This window comes from Streptomyces clavifer (assembly GCF_036345975.1).
Classification (GTDB): Bacteria; Actinomycetota; Actinomycetes; order Streptomycetales; family Streptomycetaceae; genus Streptomyces; species Streptomyces clavifer.
Genome location: NZ_CP107793.1, coordinates 955,310 through 975,751 on the forward strand (window position 1 = coordinate 955,310; position 20,442 = coordinate 975,751).

Annotated in this window: 17 protein-coding genes; 11 read left to right on the forward strand and 6 right to left on the reverse strand. The window is 70.8% G+C overall.

Going from position 1 to position 20,442, the window contains the following annotated elements; all coding sequences use genetic code 11:
• Positions 1-326: 326 nt before the first annotated feature.
• Together OG927_RS36180 and OG927_RS03905 are read left to right on the forward strand one after the other, a co-directional pair.
• A complete protein-coding gene (locus OG927_RS36180) occupies positions 327-671 on the forward strand; it encodes a zinc finger domain-containing protein (RefSeq protein WP_455712520.1) in 345 nt (114 codons plus the stop codon).
• Between the two features lie 30 nt (positions 672-701).
• The gene (locus OG927_RS03905) at positions 702-1,394 is read left to right on the forward strand and encodes a hypothetical protein (protein WP_124283032.1); all 693 of its coding nucleotides are present in this window, start codon (positions 702-704) and stop codon (positions 1,392-1,394) included.
• Positions 1,395-2,160: 766 nt separating this feature from the next.
• Here OG927_RS03905 and OG927_RS03910 read toward each other — a convergent pair.
• The 3 genes from OG927_RS03910 to OG927_RS03920 are packed head-to-tail and all read right to left on the reverse strand — an operon-like array spanning position 2,161 to position 5,254.
• The gene (locus OG927_RS03910; protein ID WP_330319704.1) at positions 2,161-2,988 is read right to left on the reverse strand and encodes a hypothetical protein; all 828 of its coding nucleotides are present in this window, start codon (positions 2,986-2,988) and stop codon (positions 2,161-2,163) included.
• Positions 2,985-4,874 (reverse strand): GMC family oxidoreductase, encoded by a 1,890-nt coding sequence (locus OG927_RS03915; RefSeq protein WP_330319705.1) that lies wholly within the window; start codon positions 4,872-4,874, stop codon positions 2,985-2,987. The genes OG927_RS03910 and OG927_RS03915 overlap by 4 nt, the downstream gene beginning before the upstream one ends.
• Positions 4,871-5,254 (reverse strand): hypothetical protein, encoded by a 384-nt coding sequence (locus OG927_RS03920; RefSeq protein ID WP_330319706.1) that lies wholly within the window; start codon positions 5,252-5,254, stop codon positions 4,871-4,873. Before OG927_RS03920 ends, OG927_RS03915 begins: the two co-directional genes overlap by 4 nt.
• Positions 5,255-5,668: 414 nt before the next feature.
• On the opposite strand from OG927_RS03920, the gene OG927_RS03925 reads away from it, so the two are divergent.
• The gene (locus tag OG927_RS03925; RefSeq protein WP_330319707.1) at positions 5,669-5,845 is read left to right on the forward strand and encodes a thioesterase domain-containing protein; all 177 of its coding nucleotides are present in this window, start codon (positions 5,669-5,671) and stop codon (positions 5,843-5,845) included.
• Positions 5,846-6,014: 169 nt separating this feature from the next.
• The gene (locus OG927_RS03930; protein ID WP_330319708.1) at positions 6,015-6,719 is read left to right on the forward strand and encodes a GPR1/FUN34/YaaH family transporter; all 705 of its coding nucleotides are present in this window, start codon (positions 6,015-6,017) and stop codon (positions 6,717-6,719) included.
• A gap of 699 nt (positions 6,720-7,418) precedes the next feature.
• Here OG927_RS03930 and OG927_RS03935 read toward each other — a convergent pair.
• Complete coding sequence (locus tag OG927_RS03935) at positions 7,419-7,565, reverse strand: hypothetical protein (protein WP_157862826.1); 147 nt, start codon at positions 7,563-7,565, stop codon at positions 7,419-7,421.
• A 487-nt stretch (positions 7,566-8,052) separates the two neighbouring features.
• On the opposite strand from OG927_RS03935, the gene OG927_RS03940 reads away from it, so the two are divergent.
• The 3 genes from OG927_RS03940 to OG927_RS03950 all read left to right on the forward strand — a co-directional run bounded on the left by OG927_RS03940 (position 8,053) and on the right by OG927_RS03950 (position 11,089).
• A complete protein-coding gene (locus OG927_RS03940; RefSeq protein WP_330319709.1) occupies positions 8,053-9,021 on the forward strand; it encodes a glycoside hydrolase family 6 protein in 969 nt (322 codons plus the stop codon).
• Positions 9,022-9,180: 159 nt separating this feature from the next.
• The gene (locus OG927_RS03945) at positions 9,181-9,831 is read left to right on the forward strand and encodes a response regulator (protein ID WP_056795662.1); all 651 of its coding nucleotides are present in this window, start codon (positions 9,181-9,183) and stop codon (positions 9,829-9,831) included.
• Positions 9,832-9,931: 100 nt separating this feature from the next.
• Entirely contained in the window at positions 9,932-11,089 is a 1,158-nt protein-coding gene (locus tag OG927_RS03950) for an ROK family transcriptional regulator (protein ID WP_056795665.1), read from the forward strand.
• Between the two features lie 90 nt (positions 11,090-11,179).
• Here OG927_RS03950 and OG927_RS03955 read toward each other — a convergent pair whose 3' ends face one another.
• Positions 11,180-11,947, reverse strand: a complete 768-nt coding sequence (locus OG927_RS03955) for a GntR family transcriptional regulator (RefSeq protein ID WP_056795669.1) — start codon at positions 11,945-11,947, stop codon at positions 11,180-11,182.
• A 285-nt stretch (positions 11,948-12,232) separates the two neighbouring features.
• Positions 12,233-13,132, reverse strand: a complete 900-nt coding sequence (locus OG927_RS03960; RefSeq protein WP_330319710.1) for an RNA polymerase sigma-70 factor — start codon at positions 13,130-13,132, stop codon at positions 12,233-12,235.
• A 145-nt stretch (positions 13,133-13,277) separates the two neighbouring features.
• On the opposite strand from OG927_RS03960, the gene OG927_RS03965 reads away from it, so the two are divergent.
• The 4 genes from OG927_RS03965 to OG927_RS03980 all read left to right on the forward strand — a co-directional run bounded on the left by OG927_RS03965 (position 13,278) and on the right by OG927_RS03980 (position 20,421).
• On the forward strand, positions 13,278-14,111 hold the full coding sequence (locus OG927_RS03965) for an alpha/beta fold hydrolase (RefSeq protein WP_124283026.1): 834 nt from the start codon (positions 13,278-13,280) through the stop codon (positions 14,109-14,111).
• Positions 14,112-14,583: 472 nt separating this feature from the next.
• Positions 14,584-16,191, forward strand: a complete 1,608-nt coding sequence (locus OG927_RS03970; RefSeq protein WP_056795676.1) for an alkaline phosphatase D family protein — start codon at positions 14,584-14,586, stop codon at positions 16,189-16,191.
• Between the two features lie 73 nt (positions 16,192-16,264).
• A complete protein-coding gene (locus tag OG927_RS03975) occupies positions 16,265-17,638 on the forward strand; it encodes an SWIM zinc finger family protein (RefSeq protein ID WP_124283025.1) in 1,374 nt (457 codons plus the stop codon).
• Entirely contained in the window at positions 17,635-20,421 is a 2,787-nt protein-coding gene (locus tag OG927_RS03980; RefSeq protein ID WP_330319711.1) for a DUF6493 family protein, read from the forward strand. Before OG927_RS03975 ends, OG927_RS03980 begins: the two co-directional genes overlap by 4 nt.
• The last annotated feature ends 21 nt before the right edge of the window (positions 20,422-20,442 follow it).

A 20,442-nucleotide genomic window follows, 5' to 3' on the forward strand; every position in this document is an offset into this window, starting at 1 on the left:
CGGGTGCGCAGGCGAACAGCCCGTATATCGGGCACTCGGTCACCTCTCCGGGACAGCCTTCGGCCCCGAACACCGCCATCCCCGCACCGTGCGGTGCGTGCGCGGCGAGCAGAACCAGATCGTCGCGGTGCCGGGCGGCGTTCAGTCGAAGTCCCACCTGCAGCCCGTCGCACCGGGAGCCCGCCGGCACGGCGGCAGCATGGTGGGTGTGCTCTGCTCGTCGGCGCCCTCCCCGGAAGGCGGAGTGGCGGCTGGTTGTGGCGATCGATGTCAGCAACTGGCTGCGGCAGGAGGCCAACACCAGTCCGGACCGGCTGTTCTGTCACATGTACGGTCGAGGCAAGGGCTTGGCCCCGGCCGACCGGTCGGACGCCGACGACGTCGAGGCGCACGCCTGTCCGAAGTGCGAAGCCCAGCCCGGATCGCCGTGCCGCTCGCGTGGCCGCGGTGGCCTCGGGGATATCGGACGAAGCCGCCGCAGTGCCCGTCCCCGGCGGGTGGCGCCGGCGGACGCTCAAGGGACCGCGGTACCGCTTCCTGATCATCGCCCGGGTGATGGAGGACTCGTACCCCGCGCGCCTCTGCGGTTGCGTGGGGAACTCCGCGCGGTCGAGAACGTGAAGTGCCCCGCCTCAATGATTCTCCCACTGAGCAAGTATCTTGATCATTGAGATATCTCGAGGGTACGAGAGGAGCGCAAAGTGTTCTCGCTGGTGTTCGCGGTGCTCGCGGCCGCGCAGTTGGGCCTGGCCGTAGCCGCAGGGCGCCACTGGCGGGCGTCGCCGAACCTGTTGGCCGCCGTGCCGATCCTGGTGTGCTCCGCACTGTTCTGGGACAACGGCGTGATCGCCGTGGGAAGCCTGGAGGGGGCCGGGCCCCTGCTGCAGGGGTTGAACGTCCCCCGTTTCGCGCTGCACGCGTTGCTGACGCCCCTTCTCGTGCTCTGGTCGTTGGCGGCGGCGAACCACGCGGGGGTGCCGTGGGCGCGGCGGAAGGGAGTGCGTGGCGCAGCCGTCGGCCTTACCGCACTCCTGATGGCGGCCGGCGCCCTCCACGACATCTTCGGTCTGTCGCTGCGCACGGAACGCTGGGCGGACACCCTGCGCTACGTGAACGACGCGTCGTCACCGACGGGCCCACTGCCGGCCATCGTCACCGGGCTGGTGGTTCTCGCCACCGGGGTCGTGTTGTGGCGGCACGCCGGGTTCGCCTGGCTGGCGCTCACAGCCGCTGTAATGGTGGCGGTCTCCGGAGCGGGGGCCCAGGTGCCCGTTCTCGGCAATGCCGGGGAGGTCGTCCTCAATGTCGGACTGCTGCTGACCCTCCGCAGGTTCCGGCCCCAGGGAGGCCGGAACGTCGTCCCCGCCGTCGGGCCGAGGGCCGCCACGCACTGAGCCGACCGGGAGCCGGCGTCGGCAGGGCTGACGTCGCCTGATGTGACGTCAGTCACCGGGCTGGACAGCCGGGGGTGGGTACAGGGCCGAGTGGCTCTCGCCGTCGCGGCTCCGGCCGTGGCCGTTCCCGGTGTCTCCTGGAAGACAGGTCACCTGCGGGGCGCCAGTGAGCGGGTGGTCGGCGACCGAGAAGCGCATCTCGCTGGTCTTGGTCGGCCACGCGAGGACTGCATCGGTGTTGAAGGCCGGTTACCTTGATGGCGTGGTTGACCTCCACCTGCCAGTCGGTCAGGTGGTCCCGGCCTCCGAAGGCGAGGATCGCGGCCGTCACCGCGATACCGTGCGAACCGAATCCGGCTTTCACCGTCTTCTCTCCGGCCGGTGCCGGCCTTCGGGCGGGGAGGCAGCTCGTTGCCGTCGCCCAGAGCTTTCTGACCTGCCACCGTCAGGTTTCAGATCGGGTGCTTGCCCGCCCTTGCCGTTCGTCTCCGCCAGCCCCAACTCCGCCAGATCCTTCATCGCCCTGCGCGCTACGACCGGACGTCCGACTCCACCGCCGTGATCACCGAAGCCATATGCCGGACCCTCGCTATCCGCACGCACTCCAGCAGCCGCGGCGCATCGCCCCGTACCATCCCGGCCGTGGGAGTGCGCTTCTCCTCCTTCGACAACGCCCCGTGGGGAGGGGAGAGGGGGCGTGATCTTCCGCGATCCCACCCTCGGCCAGGTCCGGGAACCGCCCGTCGGCGTCGAGCCGACGGGCCTGTCATCCGAGGTAGTAGGGGCGGTTGTGTGCGGCGACGGGGGGCGACTGGAATGTCCAAGCTCCGGCAGCGGGTGTGTCGCGGACAAGGCGCAGGAGGTCCTGGCCGACGTCACCTGCCGAGTCGTGCACGGTGAGCTGGGAGCACGCGGACACCGGGCCGCTGAGGTCATACCAGCGGTATGGCTGGTAGACGTTCATCGGGCCGGCGAGTGCCGCGCCCGTGGAGTCGGTGCCGTACCCGGTGATCGGGGTGTTGTTCGCGGGAACGGACGTGAGCCGGCTCAGGTGGGCGTCGAAGGAGAACAGCTCAGTTCCGCCGTCGGCCGTGGCCTCGGCGGCGTGGCAGCGGATGCTCCAGGTGTCGCCCGCCGGGCCGTTGAGCGAGGGCATCTCCGCCTCGAACCAACCGGGATACTTGGGTTCCGCATACAGGGTGCGTCCGGCGTCGATGGCCAGGGCGTTGTCGCACAGCACGTGGATACGGGCGATGCCGAGCAGCTTGGTCTGGTCGTGACCTTGGGCGTACTGCTGGTAGCTCACCTGTGGGATCCGCCGCGCTGCCGCCGTCGGGTAGGCGACGATGTTGACTTCGACCTCCTGGGTGATGCCCCCGCCGAACTGGTACTGCGCGAAATACAGTTGGTAGTTCAGCGAGACCAGGCACTGGCCGTCGAAGTCCGCCGCGGTCAGGGCCGGATGGTGTTTCGCCAGTACCTCGCGCACCGGATCAGGGCCGACAAGGTAGTCCAGGCCGATGTTGTGCAGCGCCCCGTAGTGGAAGGGCAGCTGGTAGGGCGCTGCAACGGGCGGCAGGGGAAGTGGGCTCACGAGGCGGCTCCGAAAGCGCGGTTGGCGGTCACAGTGATGGGCCGGTCGCGTTCGGCCAGGTCGGCTTCGATCCGCTCGGCGCTCCGCAGGGCGAGTGCGGCCATGGTCAGGGTCGGGTTGGAGGTGGCCACCGACGGCATGCTGCCGCAGCCGACCGCGTATAGGCCGGGGTGGTCCCAACAGCGCTGCCACTGGTCGACGACCGATGTGGTCGGACCGGCGCCCATGATGTGGGTGCCGGCGGCGTGGCCCGCGCCCCGGTAGCCGTAAGTCCGGCCCCGGTGTTCGAACCGGCCGGGCCAGTTGGCGGCCTCGAAAGAGGTGTGGTCCTCGGCGCCCAGAAGCGTGAAGATCTGGTCGGACACCGCCTTGGCCGCCGCGATGCCTTCCTTCACGTGCGTGGACAGGCCGTAGGTCACCACGGGGCGCGGCAGACCGAGCAGGTCGCGGTGGCGGGGGTCGAGAGTCACCCGGTTGGCGGGATCGGCACTCTGCTCCATCTCGAACTGGAGCGTGAACTGCCGTCCGACGCGGTCGGCCACCGCTTGCCGTAGTTCGCGGCCCCGCAGCCCGGGCCGGTGAGGTCCCGACGCACGCATCAGCTCGACGACGTCCGTGTCAACGGAGCCTTTCGCCCACACCCAGCCCCAGTTGCCGATCTCGATGCGGAACGGAGCGCGCAGACGGCGGGCCGGCCCGGCCCGGAACCCTTCGAGGCCGGAGGTGGAACCCGGCCCCCGGTAGGGGCCTACCTGCTCGGAAAGGAGCCCCCAGGTCAGCAGGACAGGATGGTCCATCAGGTTCCGCCCCACCTGTCCGCTGCGGTTGCCGATGCCTGACAAAAGCAGCAGCTTGGCGTTCTCGATGGCGTGTGCTGCCAGCACCACCACGTCCGCGTGCACCGTCCGGCGGACGGTCCCGGCCTGCCGACTCTGCTGGACTCCGCCGGTCTGCGGATAAGTCAGGTACTCGACTCCCGTGGCCCGGCCGGCCGGGTCGACGAGGATCAGGCTGACCACGGCTCGGTCCTGGAGTGTGACCGACGGGGCCCAGCGGGCCTGCGTCTTGAGGGGCGTGTACTTGGCATGGGAGGGGCAGTGGGGGATACAGGACGCGCTGCCCCCGCAACGGCTGCCCGGCTCGGGACGCCCGTACGCACCGACGGGCTCGAAGCCGGCGCCGCCGCCGTAGCGAGGATTGGGGACGCCGTTACGTCCCTGTGGGGTGCCCGCCACCCGCAGCATCACCAGCTCCTCGACGCCCGGCTCCTTGACCCGGCGGCCGTCCAGACGTGCGGCCATCACTGTGTCGACGCGGCTGGGAGGCAGTCCCCGCATGGGGAAGACGTAGCCCTCGGGGAACGGTAGGCCCACTGCGCCGCGCTGCTCGTCGACGTCTGCCGACACCCCTATCGCGAACTCCGCTGCACGGTAGTACGGCTCGAGGTCCGCGTACGTGAGTGGCCAACTGCGGCCGTAGCCGAACGCCTCGGTGTCGAAGTCCTCGGGCAGCATGCGTGGGGTAAGCCCGGTCCAGATGTTGCCGGTGCCGCCGTTGACCCGCACGTATCCGCTGGCATACGGAAGTGTGCCGCGCTGGACAAGGTACCCCTCGGAGCGGTATCCGCCACTGTCCACGCCGGTCAGGTCACTGACCTCGGGCCACGGGATCGCCTCGTGCGGCGAGTAAGGCGAGCCGGGCACCTTAGCCGACGCTGCCAGGAAACGCTCCCCGGCCTCGCGATGGCCCTGCTCCTGGTCGCCCGCGCGGGCGCCGGCCTCCAGTACGAGGACACGGCGGCCCTGGTCGCCCAGATGCCGGGCCACGAGCGAGCCTGCGACACCACCCCCGACCACGATCACGTCGTACCGGCCCTCTTCCGTCATCGCCGCCGCCCGGCTCCTGCACCGGCGGCCTCTGCCGGCTCGGCCCAGCTTCCGAAACCCGGCGCGGAGGTGCCCGGGGCGCGCCCACCAATGGCCCGCCACACCAGGGCACCCGCGTAAGCCCGAGGCGACACCAGGAACGGCCCACCGCCCCCTGCCGACCCCTGCCAGCTGCCCGTGTACCAAAGGCGGATGAGAGCCTCCGCCGCTGCCACAAGCTCCTCATCGCGTGCGTCGGGCGCCGCGGCCAGCCGCCGATAGGTCTCGGCGCCGACCTGCTCCAGCACTACGCCCAGGAGTTCCGGCGCCAGGTCGTCCTCGCGCAGCTCGTCGATGTCGAAGCCGGTGAGACGGCTGGAGAGCCCGAGGAACTCTTCCACCCCGCAGCCTTCATTCCCGGCACGTCCCTTCGCGCTCCCGCCTGAACTCACCGCGATCCCTTCGTCGACGCCGTTCCTGCGACGACGGCCACCGGCCCGTCACGGCGATCAGCCCTGCCCTGGCGAGGAGCCGGCCATGCGTCCCCTCCGCCGTGCGGCCGGAACTCTCCTGCCAATGACCGGAATCACGATTTCTCCGACAAAAGGAAACCTGTGGCTGTCAGGATCAGTCCGTCGGTCGGCTGTGAGGCGCGAGCGCTGCGCGGCTCGAGCCATCCAGGAGAACCAGGGCAGTCGTGGGTGAGGTGACGGCGCCGCTTCCGCATACCCCTTCGCCGCCGACAGCCTTCGGTCGCATCGACTACGTGTTGCAGGCCCATCATGGCGGCGCTCGCACGACGAAGAGAACAGACGGTGGCCGAACCATCGACGCGGAGCGCCTGGACCCGGCGATTCCAGCCGGCGCCCGAAGCGCCCGTCCCCCTGGTCTGCTTCCCGCATGCCGGCGGTGCCGCCACGTACTACCACCCACTCTCCCAGGCGATGTCGCCGGACGTGGACATGCCCGCGGTCCAGTACCCCGGCCAGTAGGACCGTTGCGGCAAACCGTGCGCGAGGACATCGGCATCCGCCCGTACCGCGGCCGGCAGTCCCGGGCGACCTCCTACGGCACACCGGACGCGGGCGAGGGGGCGTCATCGCCTTCTGCGCCCCGCTGCGCGGCCGGCTCCTCGAGCCGCGCTCGACGTAACCTGCAGCCGTGCCTGATGACTCCGCGACACCTCAACCGACCGAGCCGCTGACGACCGACGCAGTCACCCGGATCGTCCTTCGCCCGATCGCCAGCCCCCTCCCGTTGGGGTTCTTCGCGCTCGGCATGGGAAGCGCGGTCCTCTCGACCCTCCAGCTGGGATGGGTCCCGCTCGCCCAGAGCAGTGTGCTGCTGCTCCTGCTCCTCATCTTCGTCGTGCCCCTGCAGTTCATCGCCGGGCTGTTCGCCTTCGTCGCCCGGGACGCCGGAGCGGCAACGGCGCTGCTCCTCCTCAGCGCCGCCTGGGCCGGAACGAGCGTGACCTCCCTCAACTCCCCACCCGGCGAGCCACTGGTGGCCCAGGCTGTGTTCCTCCTGGCGCTCGTTCCCTTCGTCCTCGCGCTCGCCGGTGCGTCAGCGCAGTCCAAACCGCTCTTCGCGGTGCTGCTCTGCCTCACGGCCGTACGCTTCGGCCTGACCGGCCTCTATGAGGCGGGCCTCGGCAACGCACCGCAGGTCGCGGCAGGGTGGTCGGGCATCGGGATCGGCGCCTACGCGCTCTACAGCGGACTGGCCCTCCTGGTCGAGGACGGCAAACAGCGCACCGTGCTCCCGCTCTTCCGCCGCGGCGCCGCCCGCACCTCCATCGAGGGCGACCTGCGCGAACAGCTCACCGCCGCACAGCAGGAGGCCGGGGTCCGCCACCAGCTTTGAGACCGGAGCCCGGCACAGGCTGCCCGACGACCACCCGACCGCCACGCCCGGGTGGTCGGGCGGTCGTCGGGGCGGACCGAGGACGCGAGGCGAGGCCTCCGCCCGCAACGTCATGTAGAGGTGGCGGACCCCGTCGTCGTGGGCCAGGACGCGCGCGACATGGTCGGCCTGGCCCTTGGCCGGGCAGCTTGGCGAGGATGCCGGCAGCGTTGACGCGCAGGATCGGTACGTCGCCGCCGAGCATCCACCCGCGCAGGTTCACCGCGGCCGCCACGCGGCGAGTCGACTACGCGACCGTGCCGCTGCTGCGGACGCAGATCGATACCACCGCCGCTAACGGAGGGGTGCACCGGCCTCACCGCCGACGAACGCACCGCAGGCGCCTACCTCATCACCCCACACAGCACGTATGGGCCCGGCGGACGAGCCTCCTACGGACCGACCTTCACCCGCCCCGACGGCCCATGGGTCTGGGAAGGCGACGTGTCCTGACCTCCTGCACCCGTAACCGACCTCCGGAACCTTCGTTGCCAGGACTCAGGCTGAGCAGCCCATGCCCCGTTGGACCGCTCACCCCTCGAACGCCCCGCAGGCCGCCTACGGAGCGTTCGCTGTGTACTCAAGGGCTTCGGGCTGCACCCCTGCGCAGCCCGAAGGTCGCAGTACTGGACCGGAGTCCCGCCATTTGATGGGCTTCGCTCAGTCCTCGACGAGCTCAGCGTCGACGAGCGACGGGTCGATGTCGGAGGTCCGGAACACGGCCTGCCCGCCCGAGCGCACCTCGTGCCGTGGCCGGGTCCGGGCCGGTGGTGAGCTACGGATGCGGTCAGGGTACTTGCAGGCCATGCGTCGGCCCTTCGTGTTCGTGGGCGGCGACAGGAGTGGTGGCACCGGCATTGACAGCAGCATCATGCCGGGGAACCCGGCAGGGATTCACGTCTGGCAATCCCCGGATGTTCCGTGGAATACGTGAAATCACGGTTCATGAATCGCCGAAGGCTTTCTCTCATGGCCGACTTGAAGGCTCCCGCCAGGGCCCCTGGTACGGACGCAGTTGGTAGCGCTTCCAGTTTTGGTTGATCCGTGTCACCTCAACGTGAACGGGGAGTTGCGTGGGGTCCCTTGACAGTCTGAAGCGCTGCCCACACGATACCGGTCATGCCCTCACAAGCCCGGACTCTTAGGTGGGAGCGCTCCCAATCCAACGGTCTGGGTGTGCATCGCCGCCCAAGCCCGGAATTGCCCGGGACGTCGTACTACCGCACTTCCTCCGCTCCGCACGCTCAAGACGAGAGCCGTGCGGTGTATCCCCGTCAGGAACTGAGGTACTTCCATGCGTCTCTTCCCCCGTGTGTTGACGGCAGCGCTGCTTGCCCTGCCGTTGGCCCTCGTCGCCTCTCCACCCGCCCAGGCGGCCGACCCGACAACACTGACTAGCGGCTTCTACGTCGACCCCAACTCCAGCCCGGCCCTGTGGGTCGCCGCCACTCCCAGCGACGGACGAGCGCCCGCTGTCCGTGACAACGTCGCCACGAAGCCCATGGCCCGCTGGTTCGGCAACTGGAGCGGCACCATCGGAACCGCGACCGGGGCCTACGCCGGCGCGGCCGACGCCAGGGACAAGCTGCCCGTCCTCGTGGCCTACAACATCCCCAACCGCGACATCTGCGGGGGACACTCCGGCGGCGGGGCAGGGTCCGTCACCACCTACAACGAGTGGATCGCCGCGTTTGCCAGCGGCATCGGCACCAGGCCCGCTGTCGTCATCCTCGAGCCGGACTCGCTCGGGGACACCAGCTGTATGACCGCCGCCCAGATCGCCGAGCGCAACTCCCTACTCAACAACGCGATCACCCAGTTCAACCAGAAGGCCCCCAACACCTGGGTCTACCTCGACGCGGGCAACCCGGGCTGGCGCAGCGCGACCACGATGGCCGCGAACCTGAACGCCGCAGGCCTCAGCCGTGCCCACGGCTTCTCGCTGAACGTCTCCAACTACTACACCACTGCACAGAACATCACCTACGCCAACGCGGTCAACGCCGCACTGAGCGCGTCCAGTGGATACACCAGGCCGTTCGTCGTGGACACCAGCCGCAACGGCAACGGTTCAAACAACGGTGAGTGGTGCAACTCCGCCGGCCGCAAGATCGGCGCCCCCTCCCAGAAAGGCGGCGGCGCCGAGATGCTCCTGTGGATAAAGACGCCCGGCGAGTCCGACGGCAACTGCGGCGTCGGCGCCGGTTCTGTGGCAGGCCAGTTCCTCCCCGAGGTCGCCTACAAGATGGTCTACGGCTACTGACCTTCCAACCATGCCTTCGGCCATGCGCACGACCACGACCACTTCACCGGCATTCTCATCCCAACCGCCGTCGCCATCACAGTTTGGCCCTAAAGCATCCGTTGCTGCTGCCAGCAGTCATCTGCAGAGCCAAGCGGGGTTGAACAATAAGCTGACCGGATGCCGGTTACCGTACTTCTGGTCGACGACGAGCCCCTGGTACGCACAGGGCTGCGGGCGGTCCTCGAGGCCCAGCCCGACATCAAGGTGGTGGGTGAGGCCTCCGACGGTGCGGCTGTGATCCCCCTGGTGCGCCGGCTGCGGCCCGATGTGGTGGCGATGGACGTGCGCATGCCCTTGATGGACGGGATCGAGGCGACCCGAGTGGTGCTGCGTTCCGTTCCCGATCCGCCGAAGATCCTGGTGGTCACCACGTTCGAGAACGACGAGTACGTGTACGAGGCGCTGCGGGCCGGTGCGGACGGATTTCTGCTCAAGCGGGCCCGGCCCGCGGAGATCGTGCATGCGGTGCGGCTGGTGGCGGAGGGGGAGTCGCTGCTGTTCCCCGCCGCGGTCCGGCAGCTCGCCGCCGAGTACGGCACGAGTAGGGCGCGGGCCGTCATGGACCGGGCCGCGCTCACCGACCGCGAGGCCGCTGTGCTCCGGCTGATGGCGCGAGGACTGTCCAATGCGGAGATCGCTGCCAAGCTCGTGGTCGGTGTGGAGACGGTGAAGTCGCATGTCAGCGCAGTACTGGCGAAGTTGGGCGCCAGGGACCGCACCCAGGCGGTGATCGCCGCCTACGAGTCCGGCTTCGTCTCTCCGGGCTGACCCGGGTCACCTCTCGGTACCGGCTCAGGGTGACGGTCGCCGCCGCCGTGGCCAGCGAGTACGATCCGGCAGACATGGGCACGACCTGGGAGGACACACCGTGGGCCGGCTGACCGGTGGGGACCCGTCTCTGCTGCGGCGGATCAATTCCGCGGTGGTTCTGCATGCCCTCCGTGGGGCCGAATCGCCGACACTCACGGACCTGACGCGGATCACCGGGCTGTCCCGCCCCACGGTCGAGGGCGTCGTGGAGGGACTTTTCACAGCCGGCCTGGTCGTCGAGGAGCTGCCCGACGAGAGTGGTGCCCGCAGGCAGGGACGGCCGGCGAGGCGGTTCAGGTTCCGTGCCGAGGCGGGGCACTTGCTGGGCATCGAGATCGGGCCGCACCGGGTCTCCGCCCTGCTGTCCGGTCTGGACGGCCGGATCATGGGTGCCGGTTCGCGAGAGGTCTCCGAGACGGCGTGTGCCGACGACAGGATCGACCAGGTCCGGGCCGTGATCGCCGATGTTCTGCGGCGCACCGGGGTCGCGCGGAGCAGCCTGCGCGCCGTCGGTGTGGGGAGCCCCGGCATCGTGGAGGCCGACGGCACCGTGCGGTTGGGTACGGCGCTGCCCGACTGGACCGGTCTCGCGCTCGGCGAGAAGCTGCGGCGGTCTTTCCGCTGTCCGGTGCTGGTGGAGAACGACGCCAACGCCGCCGCTGTGGCCGAGCACTGGAAGGGGGCGGCCACCGAGTCCGACGACATCGTCTTCGTCCTCGCCGGCTTGAGCCCCGGGGCGGGTTCCCTGATCGGCGGGCGTCTGCACCGCGGGTTCGGTGGCGCTGCGGGAGAGATCGGCGCGCTGCATCTGCTCGGCCGCGACGTCACCCCGGAGCATCTCCTCTCCACGACGGACACCCCGCTGGACCCGCTGGACGAGCACGCCGTCGCCGCGGTGTTCGCCGCGGCCAAACGGGGCGATGCCGGGGCGCAGGCGGCTGTCGAGAGGTTCATCCAGAGGCTGGTGCACGATGTGGCCGCTCTGGTGCTGGCTCTCGATCCCGAGCTGGTGGTGATCGGCGGCTGGGCCGCCGGCCTCGACGGCGTCCTCGATCCGCTCCGCGACGAGCTGGCCCGGTACTGCCTGCGGCCGCCCCGGGTGACGCTCTCACTGCTGGGTGAGGCGGCCGTCGCCACCGGCGCCCTGCGGCTGGCCCTGGACCACGTCGAGGAACAGCTCTTCGCCGTGGAGGGAACGGTGACGGCCCGCCGCTGACTGCGACGGGCCGCTTCGGGCGGGTGCTGCCGGGGATCCGCCGGCGCCGGATTTTCGGCGCCGAAGGCGTGGCGCTCGGATCCGGTGGTGTCAGGAGGCCTGCCGCTCCTGCTCCTCGTGGCTGATCTCCAGAGCCCCCGAGTCCCCGAAGGTGAGCCGGCAGGTGTCGGCCCGGTAGGTGGCGACCGAGACGGCGGCCGTGCCGGAGACGGCGAAGTAGCGCGTCGTGACCACGAGGACCGGAGCACCGGGAAGCCGGTCGAGCTCCTTGGCATCGTCCGCGCGGGCCGATCCGAGCTCGACCGAACGATCCTGGCCATCGAGCCCGAGGCGGTGCAGTTCACGCAGGACGCTCCGTGCCCGGGCCGGGCCGGACGGAGCATCGATCGCGGAGAGCTCGGGCACGGACGAGCGCGGGACATAGAGGAGCTCGGCCGCGACGGACTGCCCGCGGGTCACCCGGATACGGCGCACGACGTGCACGTCTTCGCCGGCGGCACCGTCGAGCATGGCGGCGACCGCGACAGGAGCCTTTCCGGTGGTGCACTCGACGGGCTGCCACGCCTCGTCCGAATCCCCGCCCGCCCAGTCGTGCTGGGCTGCGGCGACCGCGACGCCGACGCGGGGCGGGGCGACGGTGGTGCCCACTCCCCGGCGTCGCTGGAGTCTGCCTTCGAGTTCCAGCTGCTCCAGGGCCTGCCGGAGCGTCGCCCGGGCGACACCGAAGCGCGCGGCCAGATCACGCTCGTTGGGAAGGATCTCTCCCACCGCGAAGTCCGAGTCGAGTGCCTCACTGAGCACGGTCTTGAGGTGCCAGTACTTCGGCTCCTGCACCGATTCCAGCTGCGTGGTCCCCACCCTGTCCTCCGCAATCGCCCAGCGTCTATTCCGCGACGTTATTTATTAAAGGTTCCTGCCTAACGTGGAGAACCTTAGGACGGCGTACCACCTTGGTCAAGACCAATCCTCTCCCCGTGACGGAGCGGAGCGGTCACTTGGCGCAGAGCGTTCACAGGACGTTCGCGGAGCCGTGGGCCCCCGGCAGCGAAGAACCCCACGTCCGTGCTGGTCCGTGGGGCTCGTGCGGCAGGGCGAACGACTACCGCGCCGACCAGGCGGGCCGTGGGCAGGCAGGAGGAACGGCTACCGCCACGACGGCCCGACTCTGAGCAAACCGGCCAACTTGTCCGGATTACGGATGATGTAGGCACGCTGGATGACCCCTCCCCCGACCTCCAACTGGAAGACCGTGTCCGGCTTCCCGTCCACGGTCATCAGGAGGGCCGGGCCGCCGTTGAGCTCCACGATCGCGGCCTCCATATCCGAAGCCCCCTCCTGCGCCACGGCGACCAGGAAGCGGCCGACCTTGTCCGCCGTCTCGATGAGCCGTCGCGGCGCCTTCGACTTGCCTCCGCTGTCGCTGACCAGCCGCACGTCGGGAGCCAGCAGGGCGATCAACTGCTCCAGGTCTCCGCCGGAAGCGGCCGCGAGGAAGCGCTCGGTGAGCCGGCGGCGCACGGCCGGATCGACGTCGTAGCGGGGCTTGCGTTCCTCCACGTGCCGTTTCGCCCGGCCCGCGAGCTGGCGCACCGCCGCGTCGGACCGGTCGAGGGCGTCCGCGATCTCCGCGTACGGGAAGCCGAAGGCTTCGCGCAGGACGAATACCGCGCGCTCCAGCGGGGAGAGCGACTCGAGGACGACCAGCACGGCGAGCGAGACGGAGTCGGCGAGCACGGCCTGCTCCGCGACATCGCGCACGGAGGACCCGAAGTCGGTCGCAACGGGCTCGGGCAGCCACGGTCCCACGTACGACTCACGCCTGGACTGCAGATGGCGCAGGCGGTCGATGGCCAGCCGGGTGGTGATCCGCACGAGGAAGGCCCTCGGCTCCCGCACCCCCTCTCGCTCCGCGGCCGACCAGCGGAGCCATGTCTCCTGCACCACGTCCTCGGCATCGGCCACGCGACCGAGCATGCGGTAGGCGACCCCGATGAGCACGGGCCGGTTCGCCTCGAAGAGGTCGGTCACGGTGTCGGCAGTCACCTCTCCATCCCAGCCGACGCGCCGGACGGTGTCCAGCAGGAATCGAGCCTGCCCCTTGAACTGCAAGCTACCCAGCGGTAATTATTGGTGGCGACGCGTCCACCACCGTCCTGCCCACTCGGGCCGGACCGTCCCGAGGAGCGGCATGGCCACAACGGTCTCGTTCGCGGTCGATTCCGCCGTCGGCCCTCGCACGGTCTCGGTGGCGTATGAACGGAGCGGCTCCGGCGAACCGTTGCTCCTGCTTCACGGCATCGGGCACCACCGTCAGGCTTGGGCCCCGGTCCTGCGGATCCTGGCCGCCGAACGGGATGTCATTGCCGTGGACCTGCCGGGATTCGGCACCTCACCCGCATTGCCGGACGGTCTCACGTACGACCTGCGGACCGTGATGACTCCCCTGCTCGGCGCGTTCTGCGAGGCGCTCGGTGTGCGGCGCCCGCACGCCGCGGGCAACTCCCTCGGGGGCTTGCTGGCACTGGAGCTGGGGCGGGAGAAGCTGGTCCGCTCGGTCACCGCGCTGTCCCCCGCGGGGTTCTGGACGGAGGGTGAACGCCGCTACGCCTTCGGGGTGCTGCGCGCGATGCGCGGGGCCGCGCTGGCCATGCCGATGCCCCTGGTCGAGCGGCTCTCACGCAGCGCGGCGGGCCGTTCCGTACTGACCGGCACCATCTACGCACGGCCGGGACGCCGTTCTGCCGATGCCGTCGTGGCGGAGACCGTCGCACTGCGGAACGCCACCGGCTTCCACCCGACTCTGGCCGTGGGCCGGGGCGCCGCCTTCACCGGCGATGTGCCGGGGCTCCCGGTCACCATCGCCTGGGGCGACCGCGACCGCCTGCTTCCGCGCCGCCAGGGCATCCGGGCCAAGCACACCATCCCGGATGCCCGGCTGGTGAGGCTCCCCAATTGCGGCCACGTGCCGATGAACGACGACCCCGCCGCGGTGGCGCGGATCATTCTCGACACGAGCAGCTGACACGTCGAGCCGGCTGGTGACCGCCGCTTCCCGCGGCCCGGAGGGCGGTCCTGGACGGGCGACGTCCGTGCGCCCAGGACGGGGACGCCCACAGCGACGGGCGCACAACCGTCGAACACACCTGGGACGGCTGGTCGCGCCGAGCGTTCCGCGGCCGGTACGGCCAGGCAGGAGCCCTGCCCGCCGATAGCGGCAAGGGCCGCGAGACGTCCCCACCGGAGCGGCGTGAAGCTGCGGCCGGCCTGAACGGCACAGGCGATGCGGCACAGGGCCGACGGGTTGGGGAGCCGCCCCGGCCGGGCGCCCGGCCCGTGGGTGGGCGTTGCGCGGAGCCCTCGCCGAGCGGTGAGGCCCGCTGTTCATCCGTGGTTGGCATGCCCGCCGCCACCAGGCACTAGGCATGACTCGGCACTCAGCCACACGCCCGTCGTCACGGCAGTCCGTCTGCCCCGTAGCCCCTGGAGTCGCATCGATGCCGAAACGTCCCCGTACACCGGCCCCGGACCGCCGCGCCGTGCTGCGCGGATCTCTCATCGCCTCGGCCGCCTTCGCCGTTCCCGCCAGTGTCACCGCCGCTCCCGCCTTTGCCCTCTCGGGCAGGCCGAACGCCGCATGGGGTGTGCAGGTCGGCGATGTGACGGCGTCGTCCGCGCTGGTCTGGGTGCGAGCGGACCGGCCTGCGCGCATGCTGGTCGAGACCTCGTCGACCGAGTCCTTCCGCCGTGCCCGCAGATGGCACGGCCCGCTGATCGGGGCCCGTACGGACTTCACCGGGACGACGCCCCTGTACGGGCTGCCGGCCGGTGAGCAGGTGCACTACCGCGTGACGCTCTCGGACCCGCACGACCCGCGCCGTACCGGCAAACCGGTGTACGGAACCTTTCGTACCGCCCCGGCCGGGCGCCGCGACGGGGTGCGATTCCTGTGGTCCGGTGACATCGCGGGCCAGGGCTGGGGCATCAATCCCGACATCGGCGGCTACCGGGTGTACGACGAGATGCGCCGCCTCGACCCTGACTTCTTCCTGTGCAGCGGTGACAACATCTACGCGGACGGGGTGCTGGAGCCCAGTGTGACGTTGCCGGACGGGCGGATCTGGCGCAACATCACGACCCCGGAGAAGGCGAAGGTCGCCGAGACCCTCGACGAGTACCGCGGGAACTTCCGGTACAACCTGTTGGACGACAACCTTCGCGCGTTCAACGCACAGGTGCCCTCCGTCATCCAGTGGGACGACCACGAGGTGCGCAACAACTGGTACCCGGGGCAGATCCTCGACGACGTTCGCTACACCGAGAAGAACGTGGACCTCCTGGCGGCGCGCTCGATGCGGGCCTTCCGCGAGTACTTTCCGGCGCCGGGCCACGGCTCGTCCCCAGGCGGCGCCTCCCTGCGCGGTCCGGCCGGCGAGGGACGCGTGCACCGGGTCGTGCGCCACGGTCCGCTGCTCGACGTCTTCGTCCTGGACATGCGGTCGTTCCGCAACGCCAACTCCCCCGGCCGGCAGCCCGACGACACGACAGGCATCCTCGGTACCCAGCAGCTGAGCTGGCTCAAGCGCGAGCTGTCCCGGTCCCGGGCGGTGTGGAAGGTGATCGCGGCCGACATGCCGCTGGGCCTGGTCGTCCCGGACGGGGCGACGGACTACGAGGCCGTCGCCCAGGGAGACCCGGGCGCGCCGCTGGGCCGCGAGCTGCAGATCGCCGAACTGCTGCGCTTCATCAAGCACAACCGGATCGCCGGCACCGTCTGGCTGACCGCCGACGTGCACTACACCTCGGCTCAGCACTACTCCCCCGAGCGGGCGGCCTTCAAGGACTTCGCGCCCTTCTGGGAGTTCGTGTCGGGGCCGCTGGCGGCGGGCGGGTTCCCGGCCAACGCGCTCGACGGCACGTTCGGCCCCGAGCGGGTCTTCGTCCGGGCACCGGACCGGGCGAACGTGTCACCGATGGAGTCGCCGCAGTTCTTCGGACAGGTCGACATCGACGGTGGGAGCGGGGAGTTGACCGTCCGGCTACGGGCGCAGGGCGGCACGGTGCTGTTCAGCAAGGTGTTGCAGCCGGGGCGCACGGGGCAGTGAGCGGGCATCGTCGACGATCGGCCCCGGGCTCGTGTCCGGGGCCGTTGTCAGTGGTGGGTCCTACGGTTTTCCCATGACCCGATCCGTTCAGGCCCTGGCCTACTCACGTCCGTCCGTCCTGGAGTCCTCGCAGGCCGGACAGTTGCTCGGCCTGGAGACCGCCGGTGGCCTCACGCCGCTGGGCGCCGAGGCGCATCCCCGGTTCTTCTCCGGGTTCCTCACGTCACCGAGCATCGCCGCGCGGGGCCTGCTGGCCGTCGCCGACGTGGCGTCCGCCCGCTACTACCAGCGGACGCTGCCCTCGTCCCTCGACCCGGTGGTCACGGGGAACGGCGACCGGCTGCGCTTCGAGTCGTTCTCCGGCTGCTGCGGTGTGTACGCGCGTCTCGACGTGCTGCAGGACGGGCTCGACGGGGCGGAGACGGGCCACGGGACGACCAACGTGGATGTCAACCACCCTCTGCGCGAGGCTCTTTCCCGGATCACCGCGGATGATCCGCTCCATCTGCGGGTCGGCCCGGACGAGATGGCGGTCACCACGATGGACGGACCGGTGGTGGAGAAGAAGGTCCCGCTGCCGGACCGCTGGCTGCGGGGTTTCGCCGAGGCCCAGGTGGTGTCCGCCGGCTTCGATCTGCGAGCCGGGCTTCCGGCGGCGGAGGCTGTGAGGTTCCTCCGTTCGCTGCCGCGCACCTCGGGCAACGCCTCGCGTGGAGCCCAGTGGGTCGTGCCCGCCGGGAAGACCCTGCGGCCGACGACCCGCCCCGTGGCGGGGGCGGTCTGCCTGCCCGGCCCGGAGCGGCTCGTCGCGCTGCAGCGGGTGTTGCGTCACGCGACCGCTCTGCGGATCTACGGTCCGGTGGCCGACGGTACGGCGACGGCGAGCGCCTGGGAGGTGGTGCTGCCGGGAATGCGGCTGACCCTGACCCTGTCACCCGACGCGTCACGCGGATTCTCCGGTGAGGGCGGGGTGCTGGAGGCCCTGGCCACGGATGACGCCGCGTCGGACGCCGAGCTGGTTTCCGTGCTGCTGGCGTGGGAGCCCAGGATCGAGCCGGCCCACCTCGCCGAGCAGTCGGGGCTGACGGTGGAGCGGGTGCGGGCAGCCCTCACCCGGTTGGGCACGGCCGGGCGCGTGGGGTACGACCTCGCGGACGCGGCGTACTTCCACCGGGAGCTTCCGTACGACGCGCGCCGGGCCGAGCGGCACAATCCACGACTGGTCGCGGCACGGCAGCTGGCCGGTTCGGGAGCGGTCCTCGTCGACGGTGAGCCGGCGACCGTCTCCTCGGGTGAACGCCGTTACCAGGTGCGGGAGACGGACGGGGTGCTGAGCTGCACCTGCCAGTGGTGGGCGGACTACCGAGGACGCCGGGGCCCCTGCAAACACGCGCTGGCCGTCCGCATGGTCCGCCGCGGTGCCACGGTCGCGGGAGGTGTGCGATGAAGGAGCTCCTCGATGCCGTGCAGGGCGGCCGCAAGCAGGCCGTGCCCGCACTCGTGGCCGGACTGGACCGCACGGGTCGCAAGGCAGCCCTCGCAGAGCTGAAGTCCCTGCGCAAGGAGGCCCGTGGCTGGGACTGGCAGCAGCGGGCAGTCGTCCAGAACGCGCTGCTGGTGGCGGGCGCCGGGTGTCACACCGGCGCCGCGGCCTGCGCGGCCTGGATCGGCGGCAGAGATCTGCGCGACTGGTCGGGCACTCCGTACAACCTGGTGCTCAAGGTGCTCGCGGACCGTGATCCCGCCTGGCTCGCCGACCTCGCTCAGCGGCTGGCGGCACGTCCGTCGATGGCCTCGACGGACGCCGACTACCGGTTCGTCGCGGATCTGGTACACCGCGCGCAGTGCCCGATGCCGGTCACGGACACCATCGTCGAGGCGTGGGTGTCGCACGTCGGATCCGGCCGGTGGCACGGCAACGAGCGGAGGCCGCTGATCGACGTCCTGCGCGCCGAACCGCATCTCACGTCCCTGGTGCCGAGACTGTTCGAGGGGGCCGAGACCCCGTCCGCGATGTTCTGGTACGACGATCCGCGCTCCGGCGACCACTGGCCCGCAGCACTGGCGACGCTTGCCTCCGAAGGCGTGCTGGACCGCGCCGCGCTGGCCGACGCGGCCCTGAAGCGGCTGCTGCGCGGGGGCAAACCGGGGGACCTGCGGTTCGGTCTGGCCGTGGTGCGTGCGCTGGCACTGACCGAGCAGGAGGAGGCTGCGCGCGTCTCGGACTGGTCGGGGATGGCCGGCGACGGTCTGCCGGTCGTCGCCGGCCACGCACAGGAGGTGCTTTCCCGGCTGGACGCACGAGGCGAGCTGACCACGCGTGAGCTCGCCGAGGTGTCGAGCTCGGTCCTGTTCCGTACGGAGAAGAAGCTGGTCCGAGCCCAGTTGGTACTGATCGGCAAGGCACTGCGCCGGGACGCGTGCGCGACCGACGGCCTGCTGCCGGTCGTCGCCGAGGCCTTCGGGCACGAGGACACCGACATCCAGGAGCGCGCCCTGAAGCTGACGGCACGCCACCTCCGGGCGGCGGGGGACGCCGTGCGCCGGGATCTCGCGCTTGCCGCGGCTCAGCTGGGCCCGATGCACAGGGCCGCCGCCCACGAGGTGTTCGGGGATTTGCTGGGCGAGGGACCCGCCGAGGAGCCCTACGAGGAGTCGCTGCCCCCGGTTCCCACCGCACGACGGCTCGCACCCGCCCCGGAGACGGTGGCCGAGCTCGTCGAGGAGGTGGCCGCCCTGGTGCATTCCGGAACGCGCGAGGTCGATCTGTTCGAGCGTGCGCTCGACGGGCTGGTCCGTCACGCACGGACAGACCGCACGTCGCTGACCGAGGCGCTGTGTGAGGCGCTGGCCGGCCAATGGTGGGTCAAGGATCCTCGGCAGGAACAGGTGGACCAGTGGTTCACCCGGCAGCCCGGCGGTCTCGATCTGGTCGCGGCGTCCCTGCTCGGCCGGATCTCGTTCCGGTCCGTCCACGACGGACGTACGCGGGCGAGGAACACCGGCACCTGCCCGCACGCCGCGCTGGACGGGGTGATGCACGCGAGGCTGTGGGAAGCCGCCGCCTTCGTGACGACGGGACAGGTGCCGTTCCTGCTGGCCACACCGACCTGGCACACCGGTTCGCTGGACGCGGGCGAGCTCGTGGAACGGCTGCGGACCTACCGTCGGCTCGGCGTCCGGCCGGGGCCCGTCGACTTCGCGCAGGCGCTGCTGCGCGTACGCCGGACCGGCAGCCAGCGGGCCGCAGCCGACGCCGCTCTGCTCGGGACTGCGGAGGGTGATCGGCTCGCCTCGTGGCTGCGGGCGGACGAGCCGGTCGCGACCGTGCTCCGGCACGGGTCGGACGACGACCGCCCCACTTCGGACACCTGGTTCCGCCGGTCCACCACCGGGATTCGCCGGGTACTGCTCGCTACGAAGGAGCGCCTCGACATCCAGCAGGAGTTCCCGCGCGCGTTCCACTGGCTGGGCCGGCCGCACTACCCCGATCAGAGCCCCTGCTACCACTGGGACGCCGCGCGCTCGGAGCACTGGCTCGCGGCTCTCCCGGAGGACAGGGAGACCCTGGCCGCGTGGATGACGCCCACCCTCATGCACGGCGCGGACGACGGGCCGGACGGTGGGGCGTGGGTGCTGCCGGGACTCGCCGAGGCGGGCGGGCCTGCCGCCGACGCCATGCACCTCGCTCTGGCGTACGGGCTGGGGGCACGCCGCCCGGAGGACCGCCTCTCGGCAGTGGACGGCCTGCTCGTGCTCGCTGCCCAGGGGTGCCTGGACACGGCCATGCTCGGCCGGGACCTGGCCGTACTCGTCGACCATGACCTCGTGAAGCCCACCCGGGTCGCGGACTCGGTCCGGACAGCCGCCGCCACCGGCGCGTACCGGACGGTGCTGTCGGTGCTCGCCGCAGCCCTGCCGAGCCTGCTGGCCTACGAGAAGGCGCCGCGCGGACTGGGCGAGATCCTTGCCGTGGCCGGCGAGTGTGCGGAACGCTGCGGTCCGGTGACCGTGGAGCCGATCGCCGGTCTCGCCGGGACGGCCGGCCGCCGGGGCTCCTCCCAGCTGGTGCGGCAGGCCGCCCGGCTGCTGGCGGCCACACGGCCCGCTGGCTCGGCCGGGGCCGACGGCGGGGAGAAGGCCCTCGGCGGGATCGACCGGGCCGAGGGGGACGGGGACGGGGACGGGGATGACCAAAAGGTGCTGATAGGCGACCAGATCCACACGTAACCCATCAGTCACAATCCGTTC

Bases quoted from the DNA above. Each gene is read 5' to 3' on its own strand.
- OG927_RS03935 (WP_157862826.1), bottom strand. From the start codon at position 7,565: ATGGCCTGCAAGTACCCTGACCGCATCCGTAGCTCACCACCGGCCCGG.
- OG927_RS03940 (WP_330319709.1), top strand. From the start codon at position 8,053: ATGCGTCTCTTCCCCCGTGTGTTGACGGCAGCGCTGCTTGCCCTGCCG.
- OG927_RS03980 (WP_330319711.1), top strand. From the start codon at position 17,635: ATGAAGGAGCTCCTCGATGCCGTGCAGGGCGGCCGCAAGCAGGCCGTG.
- OG927_RS03970 (WP_056795676.1), top strand. From the start codon at position 14,584: ATGCCGAAACGTCCCCGTACACCGGCCCCGGACCGCCGCGCCGTGCTG.
- OG927_RS03975 (WP_124283025.1), top strand. From the start codon at position 16,265: ATGACCCGATCCGTTCAGGCCCTGGCCTACTCACGTCCGTCCGTCCTG.
- OG927_RS36180 (WP_455712520.1), top strand. From the start codon at position 327: ATGTACGGTCGAGGCAAGGGCTTGGCCCCGGCCGACCGGTCGGACGCC.
- OG927_RS03945 (WP_056795662.1), top strand. From the start codon at position 9,181: ATGCCGGTTACCGTACTTCTGGTCGACGACGAGCCCCTGGTACGCACA.
- OG927_RS03965 (WP_124283026.1), top strand. From the start codon at position 13,278: ATGGCCACAACGGTCTCGTTCGCGGTCGATTCCGCCGTCGGCCCTCGC.
- OG927_RS03915 (WP_330319705.1), bottom strand. From the start codon at position 4,874: ATGACGGAAGAGGGCCGGTACGACGTGATCGTGGTCGGGGGTGGTGTC.